Annotated in this window: 29 protein-coding genes and 1 tRNA gene; 8 read left to right on the top strand and 22 right to left on the bottom strand. The window is 36.1% G+C overall.

Annotation, left to right across the window (positions count from 1 at the left end):
* Window positions 1-79: 79 nt before the first annotated feature.
* Window positions 80-2,467, bottom strand: coding sequence for a M6 family metalloprotease immune inhibitor InhA1 (gene inhA1 / locus ACXVYO_RS04360; RefSeq protein WP_458466141.1), 2,388 nt, complete (start codon window positions 2,465-2,467; stop codon window positions 80-82).
* Window positions 2,468-2,809: 342 nt separating this feature from the next.
* Here inhA1 and ACXVYO_RS04355 point away from each other — a divergent pair, with 342 nt between their 5' ends.
* Together ACXVYO_RS04355 and ACXVYO_RS04350 are read left to right on the top strand one after the other, a co-directional pair.
* Complete coding sequence (locus tag ACXVYO_RS04355) at window positions 2,810-2,944, top strand: anti-repressor SinI family protein (protein ID WP_000276217.1); 135 nt, start codon at window positions 2,810-2,812, stop codon at window positions 2,942-2,944.
* Window positions 2,945-3,023: 79 nt separating this feature from the next.
* On the top strand, window positions 3,024-3,347 hold the full coding sequence (locus ACXVYO_RS04350; RefSeq protein WP_097816659.1) for a helix-turn-helix domain-containing protein: 324 nt from the start codon (window positions 3,024-3,026) through the stop codon (window positions 3,345-3,347).
* An 81-nt stretch (window positions 3,348-3,428) separates the two neighbouring features.
* On the opposite strand, the gene calY is transcribed toward ACXVYO_RS04350, so the two are convergent.
* From calY to ACXVYO_RS04320, 6 genes are all read right to left on the bottom strand, one after another.
* The gene (calY, locus tag ACXVYO_RS04345; protein WP_336181020.1) at window positions 3,429-4,022 is read right to left on the bottom strand and encodes a biofilm matrix protein CalY; all 594 of its coding nucleotides are present in this window, start codon (window positions 4,020-4,022) and stop codon (window positions 3,429-3,431) included.
* Window positions 4,023-4,444: 422 nt separating this feature from the next.
* The gene (locus tag ACXVYO_RS04340; protein ID WP_458466140.1) at window positions 4,445-5,140 is read right to left on the bottom strand and encodes a DUF4047 domain-containing protein; all 696 of its coding nucleotides are present in this window, start codon (window positions 5,138-5,140) and stop codon (window positions 4,445-4,447) included.
* A gap of 161 nt (window positions 5,141-5,301) precedes the next feature.
* Entirely contained in the window at window positions 5,302-5,889 is a 588-nt protein-coding gene (locus tag ACXVYO_RS04335) for a CalY family protein (protein ID WP_097816656.1), read from the bottom strand.
* 61 nt (window positions 5,890-5,950) lie between these two features.
* A complete protein-coding gene (gene sipW / locus ACXVYO_RS04330) occupies window positions 5,951-6,520 on the bottom strand; it encodes a signal peptidase I SipW (protein WP_097816655.1) in 570 nt (189 codons plus the stop codon).
* A gap of 191 nt (window positions 6,521-6,711) precedes the next feature.
* Window positions 6,712-7,998, bottom strand: coding sequence for a D-alanyl-D-alanine carboxypeptidase family protein (locus tag ACXVYO_RS04325; RefSeq protein ID WP_000247006.1), 1,287 nt, complete (start codon window positions 7,996-7,998; stop codon window positions 6,712-6,714).
* A 155-nt stretch (window positions 7,999-8,153) separates the two neighbouring features.
* A complete protein-coding gene (locus ACXVYO_RS04320) occupies window positions 8,154-8,381 on the bottom strand; it encodes a hypothetical protein (RefSeq protein ID WP_000251865.1) in 228 nt (75 codons plus the stop codon).
* A 285-nt stretch (window positions 8,382-8,666) separates the two neighbouring features.
* Between ACXVYO_RS04320 and ACXVYO_RS04315 the strand changes: the two genes are divergently transcribed.
* Together ACXVYO_RS04315 and ACXVYO_RS04310 are read left to right on the top strand one after the other, a co-directional pair.
* Window positions 8,667-8,891, top strand: coding sequence for a hypothetical protein (locus ACXVYO_RS04315; RefSeq protein WP_458466139.1), 225 nt, complete (start codon window positions 8,667-8,669; stop codon window positions 8,889-8,891).
* Between the two features lie 186 nt (window positions 8,892-9,077).
* Window positions 9,078-9,150, top strand: a tRNA-Val gene (locus ACXVYO_RS04310).
* Window positions 9,151-9,525: 375 nt separating this feature from the next.
* Here ACXVYO_RS04310 and ACXVYO_RS04305 read toward each other — a convergent pair.
* The 15 genes from ACXVYO_RS04305 to ACXVYO_RS04235 all read right to left on the bottom strand — a co-directional run bounded on the left by ACXVYO_RS04305 (window position 9,526) and on the right by ACXVYO_RS04235 (window position 16,378).
* Window positions 9,526-9,714, bottom strand: a complete 189-nt coding sequence (locus ACXVYO_RS04305) for a hypothetical protein (protein WP_458466138.1) — start codon at window positions 9,712-9,714, stop codon at window positions 9,526-9,528.
* Window positions 9,715-9,754: 40 nt separating this feature from the next.
* The gene (locus ACXVYO_RS04300) at window positions 9,755-10,003 is read right to left on the bottom strand and encodes a DUF4176 domain-containing protein (protein ID WP_458466137.1); all 249 of its coding nucleotides are present in this window, start codon (window positions 10,001-10,003) and stop codon (window positions 9,755-9,757) included.
* Entirely contained in the window at window positions 10,004-10,201 is a 198-nt protein-coding gene (locus tag ACXVYO_RS04295) for a hypothetical protein (protein ID WP_440165137.1), read from the bottom strand.
* A gap of 13 nt (window positions 10,202-10,214) precedes the next feature.
* Window positions 10,215-11,090 (bottom strand): WXG100 family type VII secretion target, encoded by an 876-nt coding sequence (locus ACXVYO_RS04290; protein WP_458466136.1) that lies wholly within the window; start codon window positions 11,088-11,090, stop codon window positions 10,215-10,217.
* Window positions 11,091-11,374: 284 nt separating this feature from the next.
* Window positions 11,375-11,599 carry a hypothetical protein gene (locus ACXVYO_RS04285; RefSeq protein ID WP_458466135.1) on the bottom strand — a complete coding sequence of 75 codons (225 nt, stop codon included), beginning with the start codon at window positions 11,597-11,599 and terminating at the stop codon, window positions 11,375-11,377.
* A 199-nt stretch (window positions 11,600-11,798) separates the two neighbouring features.
* Complete coding sequence (locus ACXVYO_RS04280) at window positions 11,799-11,987, bottom strand: hypothetical protein (RefSeq protein ID WP_000516419.1); 189 nt, start codon at window positions 11,985-11,987, stop codon at window positions 11,799-11,801.
* Between the two features lie 50 nt (window positions 11,988-12,037).
* Window positions 12,038-12,286 carry a DUF4176 domain-containing protein gene (locus tag ACXVYO_RS04275; RefSeq protein WP_098200835.1) on the bottom strand — a complete coding sequence of 83 codons (249 nt, stop codon included), beginning with the start codon at window positions 12,284-12,286 and terminating at the stop codon, window positions 12,038-12,040.
* 2 nt (window positions 12,287-12,288) lie between these two features.
* Window positions 12,289-12,492, bottom strand: a complete 204-nt coding sequence (locus ACXVYO_RS04270; protein ID WP_000476182.1) for a hypothetical protein — start codon at window positions 12,490-12,492, stop codon at window positions 12,289-12,291.
* Between the two features lie 6 nt (window positions 12,493-12,498).
* Window positions 12,499-13,374, bottom strand: coding sequence for a WXG100 family type VII secretion target (locus ACXVYO_RS04265; RefSeq protein ID WP_458466134.1), 876 nt, complete (start codon window positions 13,372-13,374; stop codon window positions 12,499-12,501).
* A gap of 803 nt (window positions 13,375-14,177) precedes the next feature.
* A complete protein-coding gene (locus tag ACXVYO_RS04260; protein ID WP_458466133.1) occupies window positions 14,178-14,723 on the bottom strand; it encodes a hypothetical protein in 546 nt (181 codons plus the stop codon).
* A gap of 81 nt (window positions 14,724-14,804) precedes the next feature.
* Window positions 14,805-15,074 carry a hypothetical protein gene (locus ACXVYO_RS04255; RefSeq protein WP_458466132.1) on the bottom strand — a complete coding sequence of 90 codons (270 nt, stop codon included), beginning with the start codon at window positions 15,072-15,074 and terminating at the stop codon, window positions 14,805-14,807.
* An 18-nt stretch (window positions 15,075-15,092) separates the two neighbouring features.
* Window positions 15,093-15,452 carry a hypothetical protein gene (locus ACXVYO_RS04250; RefSeq protein ID WP_458466131.1) on the bottom strand — a complete coding sequence of 120 codons (360 nt, stop codon included), beginning with the start codon at window positions 15,450-15,452 and terminating at the stop codon, window positions 15,093-15,095.
* Between the two features lie 125 nt (window positions 15,453-15,577).
* Window positions 15,578-15,760, bottom strand: coding sequence for a DUF3976 domain-containing protein (locus tag ACXVYO_RS04245; RefSeq protein ID WP_001178300.1), 183 nt, complete (start codon window positions 15,758-15,760; stop codon window positions 15,578-15,580).
* Between the two features lie 28 nt (window positions 15,761-15,788).
* On the bottom strand, window positions 15,789-16,166 hold the full coding sequence (locus tag ACXVYO_RS04240) for a permease (protein WP_458466130.1): 378 nt from the start codon (window positions 16,164-16,166) through the stop codon (window positions 15,789-15,791).
* 2 nt (window positions 16,167-16,168) lie between these two features.
* Window positions 16,169-16,378, bottom strand: coding sequence for a helix-turn-helix transcriptional regulator (locus tag ACXVYO_RS04235; protein WP_000428506.1), 210 nt, complete (start codon window positions 16,376-16,378; stop codon window positions 16,169-16,171).
* 825 nt (window positions 16,379-17,203) lie between these two features.
* On the opposite strand from ACXVYO_RS04235, the gene odhA reads away from it, so the two are divergent.
* From odhA to ACXVYO_RS04215, 4 genes are all read left to right on the top strand, one after another.
* The gene (odhA, locus tag ACXVYO_RS04230; protein WP_458466129.1) at window positions 17,204-20,071 is read left to right on the top strand and encodes a 2-oxoglutarate dehydrogenase E1 component; all 2,868 of its coding nucleotides are present in this window, start codon (window positions 17,204-17,206) and stop codon (window positions 20,069-20,071) included.
* 132 nt (window positions 20,072-20,203) lie between these two features.
* On the top strand, window positions 20,204-21,463 hold the full coding sequence (odhB, locus tag ACXVYO_RS04225) for a 2-oxoglutarate dehydrogenase complex dihydrolipoyllysine-residue succinyltransferase (protein ID WP_088095603.1): 1,260 nt from the start codon (window positions 20,204-20,206) through the stop codon (window positions 21,461-21,463).
* A gap of 125 nt (window positions 21,464-21,588) precedes the next feature.
* The gene (locus tag ACXVYO_RS04220) at window positions 21,589-23,508 is read left to right on the top strand and encodes a putative thiazole-containing bacteriocin maturation protein (protein ID WP_458466128.1); all 1,920 of its coding nucleotides are present in this window, start codon (window positions 21,589-21,591) and stop codon (window positions 23,506-23,508) included.
* Window positions 23,505-25,454: a TOMM precursor leader peptide-binding protein gene (locus ACXVYO_RS04215; RefSeq protein ID WP_458466127.1), complete on the top strand. Its 1,950-nt coding sequence runs from the start codon at window positions 23,505-23,507 to the stop codon at window positions 25,452-25,454. Before ACXVYO_RS04220 ends, ACXVYO_RS04215 begins: the two co-directional genes overlap by 4 nt.
* The last annotated feature ends 13 nt before the right edge of the window (window positions 25,455-25,467 follow it).

Genomic DNA, 25,467 nt, shown 5'->3' with positions numbered 1-25,467 from the left:
ATATAATTTCTTCTTTTATATAAAATTCATTGCTCACAAAAAAACTACCGAAAGAAAATCTCTCGGTAGTTTTACTGTATTAACGATATAAACGAACAGCACCTGCAGAATTATCATCAGCTTGTCCTACTACTTCAAACTTCAGGCCAAGATTCGGTAAAATACGTCCTGCATCTGGAATCTGTTTATTAATATACGTTTTTGAATCATCAAACTTTGGTACGCCCGCTAAGCCATTATACTTATACGTTCCGCGTGTTGGAGATACAACTTCCCAAGCTGGCGTTTTATCGAATGAGAACGCCGCATCAGCAATTTGGAATCGTGTACTACTTGCCACTGTTGGTTTACCATTTAAAGTTCCAATAATTGCTTCTGGATGAGAATCAACTACGCCAAGGAAACCATGTCCTGGATGTAAGCCAACCCAGTTATCTGTATAAGCTGAGTCTGCATACCATACAACCATACCTGTGTTGTATTCTGGACCGCGAGCATATTTCAATGCGTTATCTGAACCAGCATAGTTTCTCCACTCTACATAATAGTTATGTTTTTTCTTCTCTGTTCCATTAGATACAGCGAATCCATCTAATTTGAACTGCGGTGTACCTTCTGCATCATCAGAGAATACTACTTTACCGTCTACATTTAGTGATGCATTATCAAGTAGGAAACCGTTTAATGCTAAACCACCATCTGTAATGTACTCAAATGTTAATTTTACTTTCTTACCTTTGAATTGGCTTAAATCGTATGATTTGTCAATCCACTTTCCATTTGTTGAATGTGCATTTCCACTATTTGCTTTCTCGCCAAGTTTTTCAATTAATGTTTTTTGGCCATCTTCTGTTACAGCATGTACTTCAAGGAAATCATACTCTGCTTCAATTTCATACAATGACTTGAAATCAAATTTCGCAGTCGTTGCATTTGTCAAATCGAATAGTGGCGTCTCCATTTTTGTATGAAGATTGTCACCTTTTGTGCTGTAGTAATACTGTTTACCAAAGGCTGGAGCAATTGTTTTTATATCTTTATCTGGTAAGTTAACACGAATCATACCTGGACGGTTAGATTTCGTAACACTTTGGTCTAAATATGTTGCTAGACCGATACCTTTATTTAATTTCTCGTAATCTACTTCTACGATATTTGCCCAGTTACCACCAATTGTTTTTTGGAAAAACTCTTTATTTTGTGGTGAGAAACTCGTTGGCGTCGTTCCTGCAATATTACCAGCCCAGCTTCCGCCACTCATAACAGACCAAGCTTGAATTGGTTCACCGTCGCCAGTATAGTCTGTATCATACTCATCTGGAAGACCTAAATCATGACCATATTCATGCGCGAATACACCAACTGCGCCATCTTCTGGTTCAATTGTGTAATCGAATGCTGCAATCTTTCCGCCCCAATATGGAACTTTCGCTTGTGTGCCTTCAATTGGGAATGGTTTTGGTCCAACTGTCCAGCGATGTGACCAAATTGCATCGTCACCTAATTTACCGCCGCCAGCTTCTTGTCCAACACCCGCATGAATAATCATTAAGTGATCGATTAAACCGTCCGGTTGTTTTTGATTTCCATCGCCATTTACATCGTATTGGTCGAATTGGTCAAACTCTGATAAATCAATACCGCTATCTACAGCAGCTTTTAATGCATCTTTTACTAGATCACGTGGTCCTTTTGGTCCTTTATTATCATGACCTGTAGCAGCATCTGCACCGTAATCAGCAGCTTTACCAGGAACTGTTAACCATTTTGTAACTGTTCCGTCTACTGTATAACTACCGCCAGATTGCTCTTCGTAATATTGTTTAAACGTTTCGATTTTGCTGCCATCCTCTAATGCGAATGGCTCATTACCGAATAACATTTTTTCATAATGTTCTTTGTTAAAATCGTCAGTATACATATAACCAGGTTCTTTATCAATATTGTTATGTTTAAAGTCAGCGTACTCTACAAGTAAAACGAGTACTTTATCTTTACGAACTTCACCGTTATATTCTTTTCCCTTTGCTGGAGAAGTTGGTACTTTACCATTTAGACCACCCTTAACTGGGCCTGTCGCTGCAGGTGTTCCTGTTGCTGGTTTGTCTAACTTTTCTTTCGTATCTGCTTTCGCATCTTTCACTTTCTTTAAAAAGTCAGATGCTTCTTTCGTAAGTGGGTCCCCATTTGATACTTCTTTCCCAGGATTTTCACCCTTCTTGTTCTCTACATATTTTTCGACAGCTTTCTTTGTTTCTGTCTCTGAAGCTTTCGAATCAATTACCCCACGGTTTTTTAGCGCATTTGCTAAACGTTCTTCTGGAATTAAATGATCATCAACTGGGCTCGTAGCTGTCTTATTCACAGGTGTTTCAGCATATGCAGACTGGCCACCCGCTCCGAATGAAAGACCTAATACAGCTGTCAAAGCGATTGATGACAAAACTTTGAATGGTTTCTTGTTCATCCCTTATTTCCTCCCCTAATAAAAAATATGTATTACAAATTGAATTTTATTAAAAATTCAATATTTTTTCAATATTTAGTCATATTATGTAATGTTTTTAATATATTTGTAAAAATTCCATAGTTAGCATACGAATATATCACAATTCAACAATGTTTTCTGAAAATATTGAAAATATTTGTCAGAAACTTTATAATCGCCATAGAGGGAATTTAATGGGGATTTTATCTTTGTTTTATCTACAAAATATTTGATAATTCACTATATAAAACACAAAATGCAATTGCATTATCATATATTCTGTAGCAGCAGTTATGACCGATAATTAGGGAGGAATTACATTTGTACAAAGATAAGACTGACGCACTGGACCAAGAATGGATTGATTTAATACTTGAAGCTCTAGACGCTGGTATCGCCCTGCAAGATATCGAACATTTTTTCCAACGTATGAAGCCATCCAGTCAGGCTCAATAGGTTTGTTCTTTTTAACGAAGTTTATGTTATAATAATGACATCATAAGACGACGACATATTGATAGAAAGGTGCGCAAATATGATTGGAGAACGTATAAAACGCCTTCGCTTACAAAAAGGTATTTCATTAACTGAACTTGCCGAAAAAGCTGGTGTTGCTAAATCTTACATTAGTTCTATAGAACGAAATTTACAAAAAAACCCTTCCATTCAGTTTCTTGAAAAAATCGCAGCAGTTCTACAAATTCCAGTTGATACTCTACTTCATGATGAAACAACAAAGGAAAATCATTTAGACTCCGAATGGACACAACTCGTTAAAGATGCGATGAGCTCAGGTGTCTCCAAAGAACAATTTCGTGAGTTTCTTGAATTTACACAATGGAAGAAAAATCAACAATAATACATATAAAAGAGTGCTTAATACGGGCACTTCTTTTTTTCTTTATAAAAAAAAGCGGGGATTCCCCGCTTTTTTTATTTATTATTTTTCTTCGCCATCTGTTTGGTTAGCATTGAATGTCCATTCTAAGTTCAATGAATCACCTTGGAATTTATTTTGATCTTTACCATCATCTTCGAATACAAATTGTACCCATAGGTAGTCTTCTGTTCCAGCTTCTAAGCCACCTTTTTCTCCCCACTCAGGAGCAAAGATATCTTTAGCAACAAGATCAGGATCAGCATTTTGTAAATCCGCTAAAGTTGTTTCATATACAGGTTCACTTTGCTTATCCCAGTTCCAAAGGAATTTCACTTTAATATGCTTACCAAAATCTTCACCGGCATTATCACCTTTTGCATCTGTAATACTATACTTTGTCGCTAATTTAACGTCTTTAATTGCTAAAGTACCACTGTTCTTTAATAAGAACTCTTTCTTAACAGAATCCCCTGGTTTTAAATCTTTAATATCTACAAGCGTTTTAGGGTTCAATGTAAGATCTAGCGTCCCAGCTGCAAATGTATTATTTGATACTTCTTTATCACTAAAGAATGCAAATGTTCCTCCACCAATTAAAGATAACCCCAATGCTGCTGATGCAACTCCCATACCTAATTTCTTTTTCAGACTCACAATCAATTCCCCCTAGCTGTTTTTTATATTTTCACCCCTTATTTTTCAATAAGGGACATAAAGAAAACTATATTAGCTTAGCTAACGTTCGTTCTCTTTTAAAAACCTTAAGTTCATTATAACGAACGATACTATATAAATACAACAATTTTTTATTAATATTTTCAGTTATTTTCATTTCTCAATATTTTTTGGAAATTTCTAAAAAATATTGAGAAATAAAGAATAACATTACTTAATTTTCCCTATCTATACTAATTATTATACTTCACCATTATGCTGCCAACTCGTTTGCTCATATCTGCTTTTTGACGTGCACTGTTAAAATAACAAGAACACGCCAAATAGGTGAGTCGCAATACTCTCTCACCTACTCAGCTTTATAACCTCTATTCAATCTAAATGTTGCTGTATTTTACTTGCTATTCTTGTTTCTTACTCTCTTCTAGCTTTTTGGCTTCCTCTTGTTTCTTCTTCTCTTCTAGTTTTTTCGCTTCTTCTTGTTTTTTCGCTTCCTCTTGTTTCTTCTTCTCTTCTAATTCCTTTTGCTTCTCAACCTCACTCACTTGTTTTGCTGTTTCATCTACTAGTAACTTCTCAAAATCTTGAATTTGTTTATCAATCGCCTGTAAATTTACTTCTTTATCAACATACTCACAGTTGTCTTTTACTATATGGAATCCAGCATTCACATACGAGAATACTTGCTTATTCGATTCAGTTGTATTTCTTTTTAACTCTTCTTGCACTTGATTATAAGGGGTTTCTATTGAGCCATATAATTTTTGTAACAATTCTCTTTCCGCAACTATTTTCTCACGCCCTTGCTTCCACGTAACAAGCGCCTGTTCTAACTCTTGCGTGGAGGTGAAGGTTACTTTTGATTTCATCCCTTCATACTCATGCAAAATAACTTCCTTATGTTGCTTAGCTTGTTCTATTAATTGATCAACAGTTTTTGGAAAAATACTTGCTGTAGAAATAGTAGCCTCTACTTTCGTTTCATGAATGAAAGCTGCTTCTGTATAAGTCATCATCTGAGAGCCTAAATAAAAAGTAATAGAACACAAACATGGCAAGATAAGCATCTTTTTGAATTTCCAAGGTGGCTTCAGCATTTTAATCTCTCCTATCGAACAACTTGTTCTTTATCAAGAACTATACCTTTATTATAATAAAGGTAATTAAAAAATGATATAAAAATTATGTTTCTTTTTACATTTCTCTTTTAACACAAAAAGAGACTACCACTTTTGATAGTCTCTTTTTGTTGTCATTATTATTTCGTTTCACCATCGCCTTGCTGTGCATCAAACGTCCAAGTCAATTGTAACTTATCGCCTTGGAATTCATTTTGATCTTTTTTATTATCAACGAATTCAAATTTCACTTTGAATTTATCAGATTTACCTGCTGAAATACCTTTTTCATCCCAGAACCAAGCAGCTAAATCATTATTTACTGCTGTAAGTGTATCGCCCTTCAATTTATCTAATGTAGTTTCTTTCACAATCGTTTCATGCTTATCTACATTTTTTAAGAATGTTACTTTAATATGTTGACCAAAATCTTCTTTATTATCTTTCTTCATATCTTCTACACTATAGTCTGTTTTTAATAGAACTTTTTTAATATCTAATGTACCTTTATTTTCTAATTTAAATTCTTTTTCAACTGTATCACCAGGCTTTAAATTCGATACATTAACAACTGTTGATGGATTTAATGATAAATCAAGCGTACCAGCCGCAAATGTATTATTTGACACTTCTTTATCACTAAAGAATGCAAATGTTCCTCCACCAACTAATGCTGCTCCTAGTACTGCTGATGCGATACCCATCCCTAATTTTTTCTTTAAAGTCATGTCCAAATCCCCCATAATATATATTTGTTAATTTCCTAGTAGGAACTTATAACTAAGATAACTAGACGGATTGTTCTACTTTTTTATCTTTCTTTTCTCCGTCGATGCTACGAATAGCGCCAAAAATAGAAATCGCGGAATAGCCAAGTAAAAAGACTCCTGGAATAATAAGAAGTAACGCTGCTCCCGCTTTTGAACTCGCATAATTCAGTCCATAACCAACGTATGGAACTGTAATATCTGCATACTTTCCGATTACATTCTCTGCAAGTACTGGTGCTAAATCTGGTCCGTTGTTATTATCACCTTTTGTTTCATACATTACTTTTCCATTTGCATCTTTCACACCGATAATACGGTGAGTGACAATTTTGTCATCTTTCTCTTTAAACGTAATAACATCACCTTTTTTATATTTAGAACCATCTTTCGTTGGCTCTATCGCAATGATTGACCCTGTCAAAAATGTTGGTTCCATCGATCCTGAAAGAACGCTCTTAAATTGATATCCCATCAATGTTGGATCCCCACCACTCGCTTTTGAAGAAATAACTACAAAAGCTAAGAAAACCATTACTGCAAATAAAACAAATGAGATAACGTTGCTAATAATCTTCCAAACGAATTTCATCATTTCTCTCCCTCTCCGTTGTTTTATATTATTTGAAGTATATAATACACATCTCGTTCTTTAACAAGAACACAACTAAATAATATAACGAACAATACATAAATGCAATAAGAAAATTTACAATTATTAGTTATTTTAAACATATAAAAAAGACTGTGACAAAGTCTCTTCACAGCCTTTTAACTAGTAATTTATTTTTCTTCTGATTTCATTCCTTTTGTATTTCGGCGTAGCACTACAAATAAAATGGCTCCCAATAATACAACGGCACCTATCCCAATACTTATTATTTTCACATTTGATTCGTTTACTTCAGGCTCAGCCGTATCTTTTTTAGGCATCGCAAAAGTAACATCTTCTTTAGAAAGAACATTTACCGTCGCAATTGTTTGATTATTTTTCGTAATATCAACTGCCCCAACTACCTCACCACGATGAATTCCTTTATGATATAAAGAATCTTTATCTAATGAGGCCGCACGGAAAATCGTCCTCACATTCTTCCCTTCATCTTTCTTAAGCATAAGCTCTGCACTTTTTTCAAGCTCGCTATCAATATCTTTATTTAAATACGTTGCCTTTTGATGCCAACTATGTTTATCTAGTACAGTTTGCTTCACAAATTGACCGAAAGAATAGTCCGCCATCTGCTTCAAATCTTCATAAATTTCAGGTCTTTGAGAAGCCATTACTACATTTATAATACGATTTCCATCCTTCTCATTTAATAAAACGAGCGTATTGCGCGCTTCATTTGTAAAACCCGTCTTACCGCCAATGCTATATGGATTTTCAAAATAAGTAGACTTGTTAAAAATAGACACCGTCTGTCTAGATGTCGTAACTGTCGTTCTTTTCGTATTCATCGCTTGCAAAATTTCAGGATACTTTTGCACACCTCTCGTAATCATAGCCATATCAAATGGTGTTGTATAATGATTCGGATCATGCAATCCATTTGGTGTGACAAAGTGACTATCTGTAGCCCCTAATTGCTTCGCTCTCTCATTCATCATATGAGCGAAATTCTCAACACTTCCGCCAATACGCTCCGCAATCGCATACGACACATCATTTGCACTCAGCACCATTAAAATCATAAGCGCAGTATTTCTATTAATCGTCTCACCAGGTTGAAACTCAATTTGATAATTACTCTTCTCTTGATCTAATGCTAATTGTGAAAACGTAAACTGATCCTCTGGCTTCGTATGCTCCATAAGTAAAATCGCCGTTAACACCTTCGTCATACTAGCTGGAAACGCGCGATGATGTGCATTTTTGTCATACAAAACATCTCCTGTTTTCGCATCAATCGCAGTTGCAAACTGACTAAAAACATTTGGTCCTTCCGCAGGTGGTGGTGCCACTTGCTCTGGATTCACTCCAACATTCGTCTCAGCACGTAACGTCATAGGTGTCAAAAAAAATAAACAAATAACGGTAATAAAAGCCAAAATTTTCTTAAAATTTACCATATGACTCTCCCTTTTCACTATACTCTCATAGCTAAAAAACTGAATCTACCAATTCATATGTAATTTGTATTAAATTGGAAGAATATTCACTGTTTTTTACTATATCATACTTTTACGATAAAGAACATAAATATACAACAAAAAATAAGAAGGAATTACTCTTTCTTATCCTTCTCATCAATCAATGAATCTATTAAATTTTGACTAGCTTCCTCAGGTGTAATCTCATCTGTCATCCCCATAAACGACCAGCCTTTAGAATCGACCCACTCAACAAACTCTTGTAAAAACTCATCATGTGTAACATCCACATCAAGAATCGAGCCATTAATCGAAATCGTTCTATTTCTAGATACACGCATCTTGAACGTTTTCCTTACCATTACAATAATTCTCCCTCTGCTTCTGAATAATTATAAAATAATCTTGTATCTCTGTTATACATGATTTTAAGTAAATTGTAAAAAGGATATATTGGCCAATTTGCATATTGCAACTAAAAATCTATCATCCTGCAAAAATAGACAACGATATGTAATTGATCATAAATGACTAAATAAATCCATATAAAAACAAAACAACTTCCATTTTATCACACCAAATACAAATGACTTTCGTACAATAGAATGGAATATACTAGAAGAAACCTTAACATGAGGAGGAACTCTATGGCGCGTTGTACGTATTGTAAAACGAAATGGAAAGTAAAAGATATATGGTCGATACTCGTGACATTTGAAAAAGATTGTCCGTATTGTTTTGGAAGGCAGTATCTATCAAAGAAAACATTGAGCGCTATGCCAGAACTGATTAGCTTACCTTTACACTTCTTATTCCCTTTTCTTGTTGATTTAAGTGACGAGGGTCCTTTGGATTGGTATCGAAACAAATAATATAACCGCTTTATTCGAAATTACTTTTCACTACATTCTCTACCTATGTATTCCTTAATATACGACTAGCACCATTCCAACTACTTTCCCTTCAAATTCAATATAAAATATTGTAAAATTTCAGTTAATTTTATATAATTACTTTAGCATACAGATTAAAGATGCTGTTACATACGCATTTTTGAAGATCCCGTAGCTCAGCAGGGAGAGCGCCACCTTGACAGGGTGGAGGTCGTGAGTTCGAGCCTCTCCGGGGTCATAAAACCTAATAGTATCAAGGCTTGATAGAGTATTCTCACAAGCTAAACTTGTGGTGATCTCTATCAGACACCATAAGTAGTCCTCTTTTTTGTTTTCATAAAACTAAGAAAGGGCTGAAAAGAAAATGCTACTTAAGTTTGTATAGTAATTAAAATTATAGTTTTTACACTCGTTGAAATCAGTAAGATAACTCTTAAGACTACTGTTTATTTAACTCAGATCCCTATCCCCCTCAGATATCCTAATTTAACGATACTCTACTTAATAATTCTATACAAAAATAAAGCAAGGATTTCTCCCTGCTTCTGTTAATTTCTTTTATTGAGAAGATTAGCCACCAATATTCTTATCTGCCATTCTATACAATTTATATCTATTTTGCCCTCTTCTTTTTTCGATTTCTAAATATTACCTCTAACACTACTACTGCGATGAATCCTACAGTTAGTTGTAAACCTGTAAACAGAAGTTTATCATTTAGAGGAATATCAGGTGCACTCCACAGTAACGCTGGAGGAATAATGATACCAATAATTACAATAATTCTCATTATCTTCCCCATTTTGTTTCTCCTATCATATCTTTAAGATTTACGTTTCTTTTTACAATTCTACTAATTTCTCACGTAGAACCAATTCACTCTCAGTCATATACCCTTTATGCATTTCCTCTACAATTTTATCATGATTAAAACATAATACTTTTTCCTCACCCAAATAGCCAACTGGGTAAGGAACACCTATATAATCGAACTCACGATTATCCGCTGAAGTAACCATTCTTCCAATAATCATCACAAATTGTTCTATATCTTCTAGCTTAACTACTGTTCCAATCGGTAAAAGTTTCATTTATTTATTCCCCCTTTTTTTATTGACTTTTTCCATAAGATTTATAACAAATGAGTTCCACACTAGAGAAAATCCAGTAAATATAAGAACAGCCAGCGAAATAACAATTTTATCTTTCCACGTTTCTCCATTTATCATAGCTAGTGTAATTAATAGTACTGCTGCAATACATATTACTATTTGTGTGACTCTACGCATTTTAACCCCATCCTCACTCTTCCTTCTTAAATTTAAATGAGAATCCTCCACCATAACCATTAGGTGCTGTTGCGGAAAATCCCGATTCTTCACCTGCACGGATTTTATAACCATATCCACCCAGTATGATTTCACCTTTAACATCTATATCATAGTCACCTAATACAGGGATATAATTAGGTATCTTAATCTTCGTAATTTCCGCTTCGTATACTTGCAAAGCTATCATGTTTTCACTTTTAAAAGAAAATCCCTCAATCCCCTGTACATAAGAAGCTACTCCTTGTTTGCTAGTAAGAGTTAATTCCTCCCCAAAACCTTTAGAAGAATTATATTTATAGGCTATAGTCTCTTCTGCAACAGCGCCTTCTATTTTTACCCCTATAATATTTCGTTGTAAAACATCTTCTTTAGCAGCCTCGATCGTATATGGTATGTTGAATTCTGCTGAACCGTTTAATGCTTTAAAGGTAAAGTTTGCATTATCAAATAACTCATGTTCGGCATTCATCACAGTTCCACTACCTTTAAGTGACACTCTACCATCACCAAAATTCGCGTCCATACTACCTTTTAAATATTCTACATTTTTTTGGGACTTCGCCTTCGCAATCATATAATTCATTTGATCTGCTTCACGGAATTTCTTAGCAGAATGTTGGAGTTCTTCTGAAATTTTATCCAATAGATTATTAACTTCAAAAATCTTTGGTTTAGCTTCATTAAACATTTGATAGAAATTCTGACTGGTTGCACCTGTCCACTGAGACGCTATGTACTCTGTTTGATTATAAAGATCTTTGTGCATATTGTCTAAAGTTTGTTTAACATCTTGTACCAACTTAGCTGACTGATCCAAACGTTCTGGAGTAATTTTTATTAAACCCATAGGCCCTTCCCCTTTTAAATATTTATATAGAATATTTTACCACAACAGAATTGTTGCAAATATGAATATTTTATATAATCTTAAAACTCCAAAGACTTCTTCTCCTCTGGGTTACCCTTACAGCACTTGTAATTATAACTTATACATTCGCGCTAACTCTATAATATCACCTAGTCCAATTCTACGAAATTATTTCTACTATAAACATCTACTATCGAATACGCATATCTACCCTATCCTTATCTTTCTAGGTAAAACTAAAGAGGTAGCTTTGGATTGCTACCTCACGAGACACAACCATCCAGTGTGATTTGCTGGAGGAACCTCAATTCAGCATCTTCCTCAGCTCTACCTGCTTGGTACTCCAACTCAATTACCTCAGTAACATTAATCCCCTCGAGGTAGACTAATTTATCAAACACATTACTAAACATGTGTAACACATCATTTTTAACTTGCTCGATATCTTCCTCAGGTGTTACCTCTCTATAGTGTGCCTGTTTGTACATTTCCCCCTCAGGTTTAAACTTATAAGCAATAGCCCAGTTTTACCTACAGTAATCCCTTCGGATATCCTAATTTAACGATACTCTACTTAGCAATTCTATACAAAAAATAAAGCAAGGATTTCTCCCTGCTTCTGTTAGCTTCTTTTATTGAGATGATTAACCACCAATATTCTCATCTGCCATTCTATACAATTTATATCTATTTTGCCCTCTTCTTTTTTCGATTTCTAAATATAACCTCTAACACTACTACTGTGGTGAATCCTACAGTTAGTTGTAAACCTGTAAACAGCAGTTTATCATTTAGAGGAATATCAGGTGCACTCCACAGTAGTACCGGAGGGATAAGTATACCTATGATTACAAGGGTTCTCATTATCTTTCCCATTTCGTTTCCCCTATCGTGTTTTTTAAATCTATATGTATTTTTCAATCTTTTTACAATTCTACTAACCTCTCACGTAAAACTAATTCACTCTCATTCAAATACCCGCTATGTATTTCCTCTACAATCTTATCATGATTAAAGCATAACACTTTTTCATCACCTAAATAACCAACCGGATAAAGAACCCCTACATAATCAAAATCACGTTTATCTGCTGAAATGACCATTCTTCCAATAATCATAACAGGTTGGTTTAGATCTTTTAGCTTTACAACTGAACCAATCGGGAAAAGCTCCATCGTCATTCTCCGTTCTTTTTAGATATATTCTTCGACTTGTTACTCAAAATTTCTAATAGATAGGAAATTCCAATACCTATTCCACCAATAATCAATGCTGCAATAGCTGTTAAAAACCTTTTTTCCATTGGCTGCGGAAAAAAGAATGAAGAAAAAAATAAAACTGCGGTAAAAATATACATCAAAATACGTCCTTGTTTAAACATGTGTGATTACTCCTTTTTTTCAGGTTTCAAGAAAAAACCTCCTCCAAAACCTTCGTATGATGCATAAAAACCTTTCTCTTGACCCATGTGAAGCTTATACCCATAAGTCCCTACTCCCAATTCTAAGCGGATTGTTATATCGTGATCACTGAAATACGGAATAATATCCGGAACATCAATTTTCTCTAAAAGCAATTCATACTTGCGCGAACTATATTCCGCACCTACCTTCGCTGTATACTCATCATAACCTACAATACTACTAAAATCGTGCATTTTTTGAGTTACAGTTATATCTTCCATATAAGGAATATCCGTTCTTACATAAGATGTTTCTTGAGCGCGTGCCTCCACTTTTCCACCAATCAAGTTACCACTAGAAGCATCTTCGCGGAGTGTTTCTTTACTATACGGAATATTTAGCTCTGCAGAACCAGTACCAAACTTTGTATTTATTTTACTATCCTTACTTAATTCAAACTCACCATTTACTACTGTACCTTCTAATTTCCCTCCAAGTCGATCTCCTTCAGCACCTTCTGCCTTACCTGTAAGATATTCGACTTTATCATTATTTTTATTAAGAATACCAGAAGCCATCGCAATAGCAACATCCATATTATCTACCTGTTCGAATTTATTAGCAGAATCAAGTAGAAACTTCTCAAGTGGCTCTAATATGATTATAAATTGTGCCATCTTAAAGGATGAATCGCGGAAATCCGTATTAAATTTCATATAGGTTGAGCCCAACCAATTACTAGAAATCATATCAATATCTCGTTTTAGTCGCTCCTGTGTTGCAGTTGCATTCGTGATAGTTGATCTAATAGTCCCTGCCACTTTTCGCAACTGTTCAGGAGTAACTTTTATATCCCCCATAGCCATTCCCCTTTTAAATATTTATATAGAATATTTTACCACAATAGGTTTTTTTCAACTATGAATATTTTATATAATCTTAAAAATCTGTATTCTGCGTATAACTACATCAGTCCATCTCACAGGCAAAACTCTAAAAGAGTTCCCCTAATAGATCCCAGCTCAGTGAAAAAGATAAATACAAATGACTACTGAGGAATATTAATTGGTTGTCCTATATAGGTTTACTACTTGGTGAAACCAAGAGAAAGACTATATAACTATTCTCTAAGAGATTATCCTTCTCTAGGTTTTAAGTATTTAAATGCATTTAAAACAAATAACTACCCGAGGTAGAACTAATTAGTTGAACTTAATAGTTTTAACTACAGAGTATCAAAATAAGCACTTTTAGAAGGAACTAACGAGGATAGTCAGCGGAGATGTAACTATAAGGGCACATGTTGAGAGAATAAATTTTATAAAATTGACTGAGAAAATAAAACTCGGGAGGTCGATTTTGTGTCTGTATAGTAACTCTGTATGGCAGTATGACACCATCCGATATGTGCACCCATCCCTATGCCTGTAATATGTGGCGCTAAGGAGGTAGGACCAAGAAGTATCCCCCTCAACAGTCACAGAAAGGTAGCTAACGAGGGCAACTACAAGTAATATACCAATTGCAACATATAATCCCGTTTCTTTTCCTAATTTAAAGTCATGGCCAAATGTTCCCAAACCCAATTCCCCTTTTACGACGCCATCTTTATCTTCGCGAATGGCACTAGCAAAGACCATTCGCATAAAACTTCTTCCATCTATCAATCCGTATCCGTAGCACAAACTAACCACATTTTATGCTCCGTACTATCTAGCACCATCCAAGTAATATCCCACGCAACATCGTAAAACCAATCTGTCCAAGGGCGGTAGCTTTCGAACACTTTTATATCTTCGTATCGATCTTGAAACATATATTGACATACATTGACCGCTAATTGCTTTGCGATAACTGGTCGTTCCTTAAATCCTTCATATGCCCCGCCCCACAAAATTTGAGCGGCAATGCTTCCATCAAGCATGACTGCCAGTTGCTCTTTAAAACGAAACTTATATTTTTCTGACGTATGTATTTTTAATTCCTCTAAGTCTTTGATTATATCTAAAGAGTTGAAGATTCTTCTAAAGAAGTGTTCGTTTCCCTCTTTCGAATGTGGTATTTCTTTGAAAAAATTTTCGTTATGTACTTTAAAACAGCTTATAACCGCTCCGCCATTTACGTTTTGCTCCTTGAATGTATGTATGAGTTGCTCAACAGATGAGTCATTCGCTTCTATTTTTTCAAACGTTCCCTCTTTCCATCTCATAACGCCCACTACTCTCTATTAAAAATTTGTTTCTTCATTATAAATAGCAAAATAAAAGCCAGCAACTTTAAGGTTGCTGGCCTATCTATTATTCATATTCGATAAAACAATAACAATTGCTCCAAGCATATAATGCCCCGCTACCATCCACGTACTCCGATCAAAGATCATAAGTGATAACCAAAGCGATATATTAATAGCAGCAAATAATACATATAAAATGAAGTCTCTCTTTTGTAGCGCCTCTCGATTCATCAAAATATAAATTGCACCGATTGGCGGAAGGATGAAGCAAAGGAAAAAAACAAACATTTTTCTTAACGACCATGGATATGAAGTTACTGTCTGCATATAAGTCTCCTTTTCACTTTATAATACATGTAACATCGGTCTTACTACTCTATATTCGTCACTATAAGGCTTCTTTATGATTAAAGGTGAGTGAGGTTCTCCCTCTTCTTCTATCATTGTGAATACTTCTGTTTTTTCTTGTAATGTGTTGGATTCACTGTTTTTAGTAGGTTTTTTACTTGTTTCGATTTTCTTCGTTACTTCTCCGAGCCTTTGTCCAATTTTTTCAGCTTCGGCAGGTTCATTCGTAACGTAGTATTCCTGATCCTCCCATACTAACATGGGTGGCACTGGTTCGCGTTTGTTACATATTATATAAGTAATACTAGCTATAAGTAGTAGACATGTTAATAAAAAGAAGATAGTTTTTTTGTTCATATAGTATGCTCCCTATCTATCATTTTATTAAATTATATAATATCGATTATATGTAGTAAATGGATTTAGTGGGAATTTTCGGATTTTATACAAAAAAGAAAAACCTTACTCAAGTAAGGTTCATTCTATAGTGACTGATTTATTAAAACGATCATTACGATGATCGCTATAAACATAACGACTAAACAGCCGATCATTTTATAAAAGCCTCTTTTCGTTAGCGTCCCACCTTGAACGTCTTTCCGAATAAATAAGAATACGGCTAAAAATAATACAAGTCCAATGCCAAAAGCATACATCATTTGCATATGTTAATCTTCCTTTCTCTCTTCCATCTTAATATCTTTTCGATAAAACAACAAATGAGATAAAAACTGTACTCATCGTAAGTGCCATTAATATGTTTAATAGTTCAACCGCAGATAGTGTAATTACTTGTAGATTTAAACCGAAAGAGAAAAGAAGATAATATGCTGTTAATGCAAAAAAGCTGAAGAACATTCCTTTATAACGAATAAGTTTCATCCGCTCATCTTTTTCTTTAAATTGTGGGTGTAAGTAACTTAAGCAGAAGCACATTATCATCATCGCAAGTACTGTATAAGTTGGAGCCGGTGGTGCGGAATGTGTCATTATGCCTGCTAATACCATAGTTCCACTCATAAATAGAAAGATAATTCCCATGATAACGAAGTACTTTTGTGAATAGTTCATCTTTATTCCCCCTCTTCTTTTCCTTCATAAATAAATACATGTTCTATCGTTGTCTGAAATGTTTTCGCTATTTCAAATGCTAACGGAAGTGATGGATCATATTTTCCTTTTTCAATTGAAATGATGGTTTGTCTGGAAACTCCAAGTTTCTCAGCCAATTTTTCTTGAGATAGTCCAAATTTTTTTCGGTATTCGACCATTTTATTTTCCAAGGAAACTTCTCCCTCCTCCCTTATAGCGAGTATATGTGTAAAGCAAGCTTTACGTCAAGTTTCCTTTACATTCGTTTTATTCATTTTTCGTTCTATTTATATAGAAGAAACTTTTTCATTTTTAGCAAGTCTATTTTGAAATAAAACGCGGAACACTGTAAATAACCGTTACTATATCTCCTCCTCTCTTTTTTTAAAATTTAATATCTCCCTATTTGTTTTATCCTTTTAAAATATTTCATTTATCTCTTTATTCCACGAAATACGTTATTGGTTTTACCGTGTTTTTCGTCATATTTATAGAAACTAACTGTTTATGAAGCATTTTTTATGTTTAGCAACTTTTTTTGTAGAAATCCTTCACTTTCCTTTCGATATTTAACACTATCTAAATAAAGTTTACGATAAATTCATAATTTTTTATTTTTTATACTATATTCCGTTATATTGTTGTATAATATCAATGAAAGCGCTTATTATTTCAATATACATAATTCGAACTCATTTTTATCGAAACATTCTAACTATTATACTTATATTTACATGCAACAATTTTAGTTATCCGTATAGGTATACCAAATATATCCACACCATTTTTCTGTAAAATTACTTTATAACATGAAAGATTAACTTGGGTGATAAGTTATTGTGAATGTTTTTTTACAAAACAGATAAGTAATAGTGTTTGGTATTATGTAAATTATTGTAATAACATAAGAGTAAAGAAAACATTTACATTGATTATTGGTTCATCAATTATTGAAAAGAGCAAAATGCACCTTTTTGTATGGAAAAAGGATTATATGCATTGGGAGGTTTAAACAAATGACGAGGAAGAATACAACGACAAACCCTTGGGCCAAGTTCCACGGTCCGAACCTTGGTTATGTTATTGAGCAGTATGATCTTTACGTAACTGGAGCAGGTTCTGTTGATCCGGAATTACAAGAGCTTTTTGAAATTTTTGGAGCTCCTTCGTTTCAAGATGATGTCGTAACAGGGGACAACACAGCAACACATTTTTCTCCTCAAAACACAGGGAACATTGAAAAAATTCTTAAAGTCGTTCAGCTTGTTGAACAGATTCGTTCTTTCGGGCATACGTTGGCTCACATCAATCCGATGGAAGATGCTGCAAATGGACAATCTCTTCTTGAGAAAGCAATGAACGAATTGAGCGATGCTGACTTGAAAGCGATTCCAGCTAAGTCAGTATGGCAAGATGCACCAGAAGGTATTCACACTGCACTTGATGTAATTCATAGATTAAAAGACGTTTATACAAAATCTTTAGCTTATGAATTTTCTCATATACAAGATAGTGAAGAACGCGCGTGGTTGCATCAAATGGTGGAATCAAATTCATTGCGTCAACCACTATCAAATAAAAAACGAACTGCTCTTTTAAAACGTTTAACAGCTGTTGAAGGTTTCGAGCAATTCTTGCATAAAACATTCGTTGGGCAAAAGCGTTTCTCTATCGAGGGCGTTGATATGCTTGTACCTGTTCTAGATGAAATTGTGCTAGAAGGTGCTAAAAGCGGCGTAGAAGATGTCATGATTGGTATGGCTCACCGCGGTCGTCTAAGCGTACTTGCACACGTATTAGAAAAACCATATAGTCACATGTTTGCTGAGTTCAAACATGCAAAAATAGAAGGCGCAGTGGCTAACTCTGGCTGGACTGGCGACGTAAAATACCATTTAGGTAGAGAACAAGTCGTTAGTAACGAAGAAGTTAGCACGCGTGTTACATTAGCAAATAACCCAAGTCACCTTGAGTTCGTTAACCCTGTTGTCGAAGGTTTCGCACGTGCGGCTCAAGAGAATCGTAAAAAATCTGGTCTTCCAGAACAAGACACTTCAAAATCATTCGTAATTTTAGTTCATGGTGATGCTGCATTCCCTGGTCAAGGTATTGTATCTGAAACGTTGAACTTAAGCAGATTGAATGCTTACCAAACGGGTGGAACGATTCATGTTATCGCAAACAATGCAGTTGGTTTTACGACTGATAGCTATGATTCTCGTTCTACGAAATATTCAAGTGACCTTGCAAAAGGTTTCGATATTCCGATTGTTCACGTGAACGCTGATGATCCAGAAGCTTGTCTTGCTGCTGCTAACCTTGCGATTCAATATCGTACATTGTTCAAAAAAGACTTCTTAATCGATTTAATTGGTTACCGCCGCTACGGTCATAACGAAATGGATGATCCAGCAGTTACGCAACCACAAGTATACAAAAAGATTAAAAACCACCCAACTGTAAGAGCGATTTATGCAGATCAATTACAAGCTGCTGGTGTTCTAAATGCAGATGAGGTTGAAACAATTACTCAGTTTATACAAGAACAATTAAAATCTGACTATGCACAAGTACCACCAGCTGATACGAGCGATGCAACAATTCATGTTAAAGTGCCAGATGTTGTTGCAAAAGGCATTCAGCCAATTGATACTGGTGTTGAGATTGACTCACTTCGTGCAATTAATGAAGGTCTACTATCTTGGCCAGAAGGCTTTAACGTATATCCAAAAGTGAAGAAAATTCTTGAGCGCCGTAAAGATGCTCTTGAAGAGAACGGTAAAATTGAATGGGCACTTGCTGAGTCATTAGCATTCGCTTCTATTTTACAAGAAGGTACGCCAATTCGTTTAACTGGTCAAGATTCACAACGTGGTACATTCGCGCACCGTCATATCGTATTACACGATACTGATACAAATGAAACATATTCACCATTACATCGCTTACCAAATATTAATGCATCCTTCTCTGTTCATAACAGTCCGTTATCAGAAGCTGCTGTTGTTGGTTACGAGTATGGTTATAACGTATTCGCTCCAGAAACTCTTGTTATGTGGGAAGCGCAATATGGTGACTTCTCAAATACTGCGCAAGCATTATTTGATCAATATGTTTCAGCTGGAAGAGCAAAATGGGGTCAAAAATCTGGTTTAGTTCTTCTATTACCACACGGTTATGAAGGTCAAGGGCCAGAGCACTCTAGTGCACGTCCAGAGCGTTTCTTACAGTTAGCTGCTGAGAATAACTGGACAGTTGCAAACTTAACGAGCGCGGCACAATACTTCCATATTTTACGTCGCCAAGCATCTATCTTAGGAACAGAAGCTGTTCGACCATTAGTATTGATGACGCCGAAGAGTTTATTACGTCACCCACTTACGCTTTCAACTGCTAGTCAGTTAAGCGAAGGACGTTTCCAGCCTGCTCTAGAGCAAGAAAACCTTGGTACAAAACCAACTAAAGTAAAACGTCTTGTTTTAAGCACAGGTAAAATGGCGATTGACTTAGCAGCAGAAATTGAGTCTGGTAAACATGAGTACAACTTAGATGAAGTTCATGTTGTCCGTATTGAACAGCTGTACCCATTCCCTGCTGAGAAAGTTCAATCTATTATTAAACGCTTTAAAAACTTAGAAGAAATTATTTGGGTTCAAGAAGAACCTCGTAATATGGGCGCATGGCATTATATGGCTCCAATTCTGTTCGAACTTGCTGGAGATAAAGTGAAAACAGGTTACATTGGACGCCCGGATCGCTCTAGCCCATCTGGCGGCGATCCATTCGCTCACAAAGCTGAGCAAGAACTAATTGTTGCACACGCTTTAGATGTGAAGTATAACTTCCGTCAAGATAAACAAGAAATTGAAGTTTTCAGCAACTAAAAGTAACAATGAAGGTTTCTAGCTTGTTCCCCGGACAGATACTCTGCCGGGGGGCAGGCTAACAAATGGAGATTACCGAAGACAAAAGAATAAAAAACACACCGTTAGGCAAATAAGGGGAGGACATTTAAAATGATCGAAATTAAAGTACCTGAGCTTGCAGAATCTATTACTGAAGGAACTATCTCACAATGGCTTATCAACGTAGGCGACAAAGTTGAGAAAGGTGGCAGCGTTGTTGAGCTTGAAACTGATAAAGTCAATGTAGAAATCATTGCAGAAGATTCAGGTATTGTATCGAAGTTACTAGGCGAACCTGGGGATACAGTTGAAGTTGGCGCAACGATCGCAATTTTAGATGCAAACGGAGCACCAGTTGCAGTAAGTACACCTGCACCAGTGGCTGAGCAACCAAAACAAGAAACAACTGAAGCACCGAAAGCTGCGGCTCCAACTACTGAGCAAGCTGCAACTTTACAAGGTTTACCAAATACGAACCGTCCTATCGCATCACCAGCTGCTAGAAAAATGGCTCGTGAATTAGGAATTGACTTAAACGACGTACGTAGCACAGATCCACTTGGACGTGTGAGACCACACGATGTACAAGCTCATGCTACAGCACCAAAAGAAGCACCAGCTGCTCCAAAAAGTCCAGCTCCTGCTCCAGTTGCAAAAACGGAATTCGAAAAACCAGTTGAGCGCGTGAAAATGTCCCGCCGCCGTCAAACAATTGCAAAACGCCTTGTAGAAGTTCAACAAACATCTGCAATGTTAACAACATTTAACGAAGTTGATATGACTGCAATCATGGAATTACGTAAAGAGCGTAAAGATGCTTTCGAGAAAAAACATGATGTACGTCTTGGCTTCATGTCATTCTTCACAAAAGCAGTTGTTGCAGCATTAAAACAATTCCCATTATTAAATGCTGAAATTCAAGGCGACGAGCTTATCATTAAAAAATTCTATGATATCGGTATTGCAGTAGCAGCTCCAGATGGATTAGTTGTACCAGTTGTACGCGATGCTAACCAATTAAACTTCGCCGAAATCGAAAGCGAAATTCGTAATTTAGGTATGAAAGCACGTGACAACAAACTTTCATTAAAAGAACTACAAGGTGGTACATTCACAATTACAAACGGTGGTGTGTTCGGTTCTCTAATGTCAACACCGATTCTAAACAGCCCACAAGTTGGTATTTTAGGAATGCACAAAATCCAAGTACGTCCAGTTGCAATTGATGCAGAACGTATGGAAAACCGTCCAATGATGTATATCGCTTTATCTTACGATCACCGTATTGTTGATGGTAAAGAAGCAGTTAGCTTCCTTGTTGCTGTTAAAGATATGCTTGAAGATCCAAAATCATTATTATTAGAAGGTTGATAGATTAATAATCTATTTAAGGCTGTAGAATGAATCATTCTACAGCCTTTTTTTATTGCGTTCATACGGGACAAATTCCATAACATAAGCTAATAATGTATGCCTAAAACGTAAGGAGGATTAAAATGAATAACCTTCCAATTGATGCAAAACTTAAAGTAAATAAGGATACTTTTTTCCTCCCCGATTCAAACGGGGGTGTCTATTTTCGAAATAACGCCAGTTCATTTCGTATGGACGGTGATGGAATTTACAACTGGATTGAAAAATTAATGCCAATGTTTAGCGGTAATTACTCTTTAGCAGAAATAACCGACGGTCTCCCTCTCCCCTACCAAAATCGTGTATTGGAAATCGGAGAGATTTTATATGAAAATGGTTTCGTTCGGGATGTAAGTCAAGATGCACCTCATGAATTAAATAGCGCATTACTTGATAGATACGCCTCACAAATTGAATTTTTAGAAGCTGATTCTCATTCAGGTGCTCTAAAATTCGAAACGTACCGCGGGGCAAATGTCCTTATAATTGGTTCTGGAGATATGCTTACTTCCTTAGTTTCCTCTTTATTAGAATCAGGATTACCTACCTTTCATTACCTTGTGACAGATTATGCGGAAACGAGTTATGAACGCATTCATGAGCTAGTAGAACTTGCATATGAAGTTGATGATACTGTACTTGTTCAAGAAATAGATACGACAATTGATCGTCCCCTGCATGAAGTGTTCGAGCCTTTCGACTGGATTTTGTACGTTTCTCAAAATGGAGATATTGACGGTTTAAGAGCTGTTCACACGATTTGTAGAGAGATAGGGAAGAACTTCATACCAGCCGTCTGTTTATCAGCACTTGGTATAGCTGGTCCTATCGTAACAGCTAATCATGAAAAATGCTGGGAGTCCGCATGGCACCGGCTACATGAAACGACTTTACAAAATGAACATTCATCAGCATCATTTTCACCACTTCCATCTGCAATGTTAGCAAATATAATCGTATTTGAATTACTTAAGCATGTCGCTGATGATTCTTACCGAGAAAAAGAACCACAATTCTTTTTATTAAATTACGAAACACTCGAAGGAGCATGGCATCCTTTTATAAAACATCCGCTCGCAACTGATGAAAGTTTTACAATTGATACGATAGAAAATCTTTCTGAACAACTTGAGCATCGGTCCAGCCAACATACCTCAACGGATTTATTCCGCTTTTTCGACTCATTAACTTCTAAAGAAGCTGGTTTATTCCATGTATGGGATGAACAAGATTCATATCAATTACCGCTATCACAATGCAATATTCAAGTAGCTACTCCATTATCAGATGGTCCTGCTTCCCTCCTGCCTCTTATGACTTGTGGTGGTTTGACTCATAATGAAGCGCGCCGAGAAGCTGGTTTAGCAGGAATTGAAACATATATAGCAGAAATTATGCACCGCCTTATTCCTGAACATAACGATATCGGTATTGGCGCTGGGGAGACAATGACAGAAGGTGTATACCGGGCGCTACAACAACATTTAAATAACAAATTGTATGAGCGACAATCACATATGCTAGAAGAAATTACGACGGTCGACTTAACCGAAATTCATGATGAACATTGTAGATTTTATTACGATGCTCTCGCTACAATTCATGAAACACCTAAAATAGCAGTAAGTGAAGAGATTCTCAGCTTTCCAGTCGTTTGGGTCGGTATAAATGATCGATGGTACGGCGCATCTAATATTAATACCACGTTAGCATTACGAAACGCACTACAACTATCCCTTCTTCATATTCAAAATGAAGAGACTCCATACAGAGCTAATATCTTGCCGGAATCCTCTATTATTTTATATGACACGGATTCTTTTAGGTTAGAAATACAAGTGGAAGAAGAAATTCCAAGCACGCAATCTGTACAGCTTGCCTTGCAACATTTAGAAGAACATAATTTTTATCCATTCGTGTTTGATTTAGCTATTGAACCATTCTTGAAAGAAAACTTAGATGGTGTGTACGGGGTATTAATTGCAAAGGAGGACAGTCTATGACTCAAAATATATTGCTTATAGGAGATGGCCTACTTGCAAACTATGTACATGATCAACTATGCAAACAATATTCTATCATTCGCCAACATGGCCTTACAGACGAACTCCCTGAAAATATTCAATTCGCTCTCGTATTACATGATGGCTCTCCTTCTTCCATTCATCATGATGCCGAACTAATTTTCCGTTCCAATCAGATTCCGTGGTTACGCGGGTTTACTTCATTTGGTGAAGGTATTATCGGTCCTTACATTCATCCTCTTGCAGCTGGATGTACCCATTGTGCCGATGGACGACGCTTTATCGCTGGCTTTGATCAAAAAGAAATGTGGGAGTTACAACGAAAATATGCGGTAAAAGAAGATAACGTAACGAGGCGTGATGTACGTGCCACCCAAAATGGTATGTTACAAATGTGCCATCTTATTTGCGCAGAAACAGAGAAATTATTAGCTCAGCACCATTCTTCTTTAGAAAATAAACTCATTTTACTAGACTTACAAACACTGCAATGTACACGTCATTCTTTTCTTGCAGATCCCCTCTGCCCTGTATGTAGCAATTTGCCTGATGATACGGCAGATGCAGCAGCAATTTCGTTACAACCAAGCTTAAAAACAAGCGAAGCAACGTATCGTTGTCGTTCCATTCATGAACTAAACACATTTTTAGCGAGAGATTATTTAGATTACCGAGTCGGTATGTTAAACGGAAAAATGCAGCATTCTTTATTACCGTTTGCTGACGTTATTATAAACATGCCATTAATGTTTGGAAATGAAGGTGTTGCAGGCCGAACTCTTTCATTTGCAATGAGTGAAGCGACTGCTATTTTAGAAGGTTTAGAACGATATTGTGGTATGTCACCTCGAGGAAAAAAGACAAATGTACACGGCAGTTTTCGTGAGTTAGAGGATCATGCACTGAATCCCCTCTCGCTCGGTGTACATACAAATGAACATTATAATCGTAATAGTTTCCCGTTTAAACCGTTTGATCCTGACTATGAACAAAATTGGGTATGGGGCTACTCTTTACTACAAAATCAACCAATTTTAGTTCCTGAATCAATCGCTTATTATAGCCTCGGTCATCGAGATGCTTACGTATATGAAACATCAAATGGATGTGCTATTGGTGGTAGTTTAGAAGAAGCGATTTTTCACGGCATTTTAGAAATTGTAGAGCGTGACGCCTTTTTGCTCACTTGGTATGCCGAATTACCTCTCCCCCGCCTTGATCTTAGTTCAGCAAATGATACAGAATTACAATTAATGATTCAGCGGCTATACACGATTACCGGCTATGAATTGCATGCCTTTAACGCAACGATGGAACACGGCATCCCAAGCTTATGGGTAATCGCGAAAAATACGCGTGAAAATGGAATGAACGTCGTTTGTGCGGGAGGCTCTCATTTAGACCCTGTCCGCGCTTTAAAGAGTGCCATTCATGAAATAGCAGGCATGTTACTAATAGCAGACGATGAACTCGAACAAAAAAGAGAGCACTACGAAAACTGCTTGCAAGACCCTTATCTCGTAAACAAAATGGAAGACCATAGTATGCTGTACGGATTGAAAGAAGCGGAAGAACGTCTTCACTTCCTTTTACGTGACGATGCACCGGTGCAAACGTTCCAAGAAATGAATGCATTACAATCAGTTGATCTAGATTTAACATCCGATCTTCATCAACTTTTAAACCGTCTAGAGCAAGCTGGACTTGAAGTAATCGTTGTAGATCAAACCGTACCTCTTATAGAAAAAAACGGATTACATTGTGTAAAAGTCATTATTCCAGGCATGCTACCGATGACGTTCGGTCACCATCTCATTCGGGTTACAGGACTAGATAGAGTGTATACCGTACCGATGACACTTGGATATAGCGCTGAGCCTTTAACGAATGAACAATTAAATCCACATCCGCACCCATTTCCATAGTAAAGGAGGGGAT

The organism is Bacillus sp. BC08 (assembly GCF_054326875.1).
Note: the sequence above shows the minus strand (reverse complement) of the source record. Positions and strands in the feature narration are given on the sequence as shown.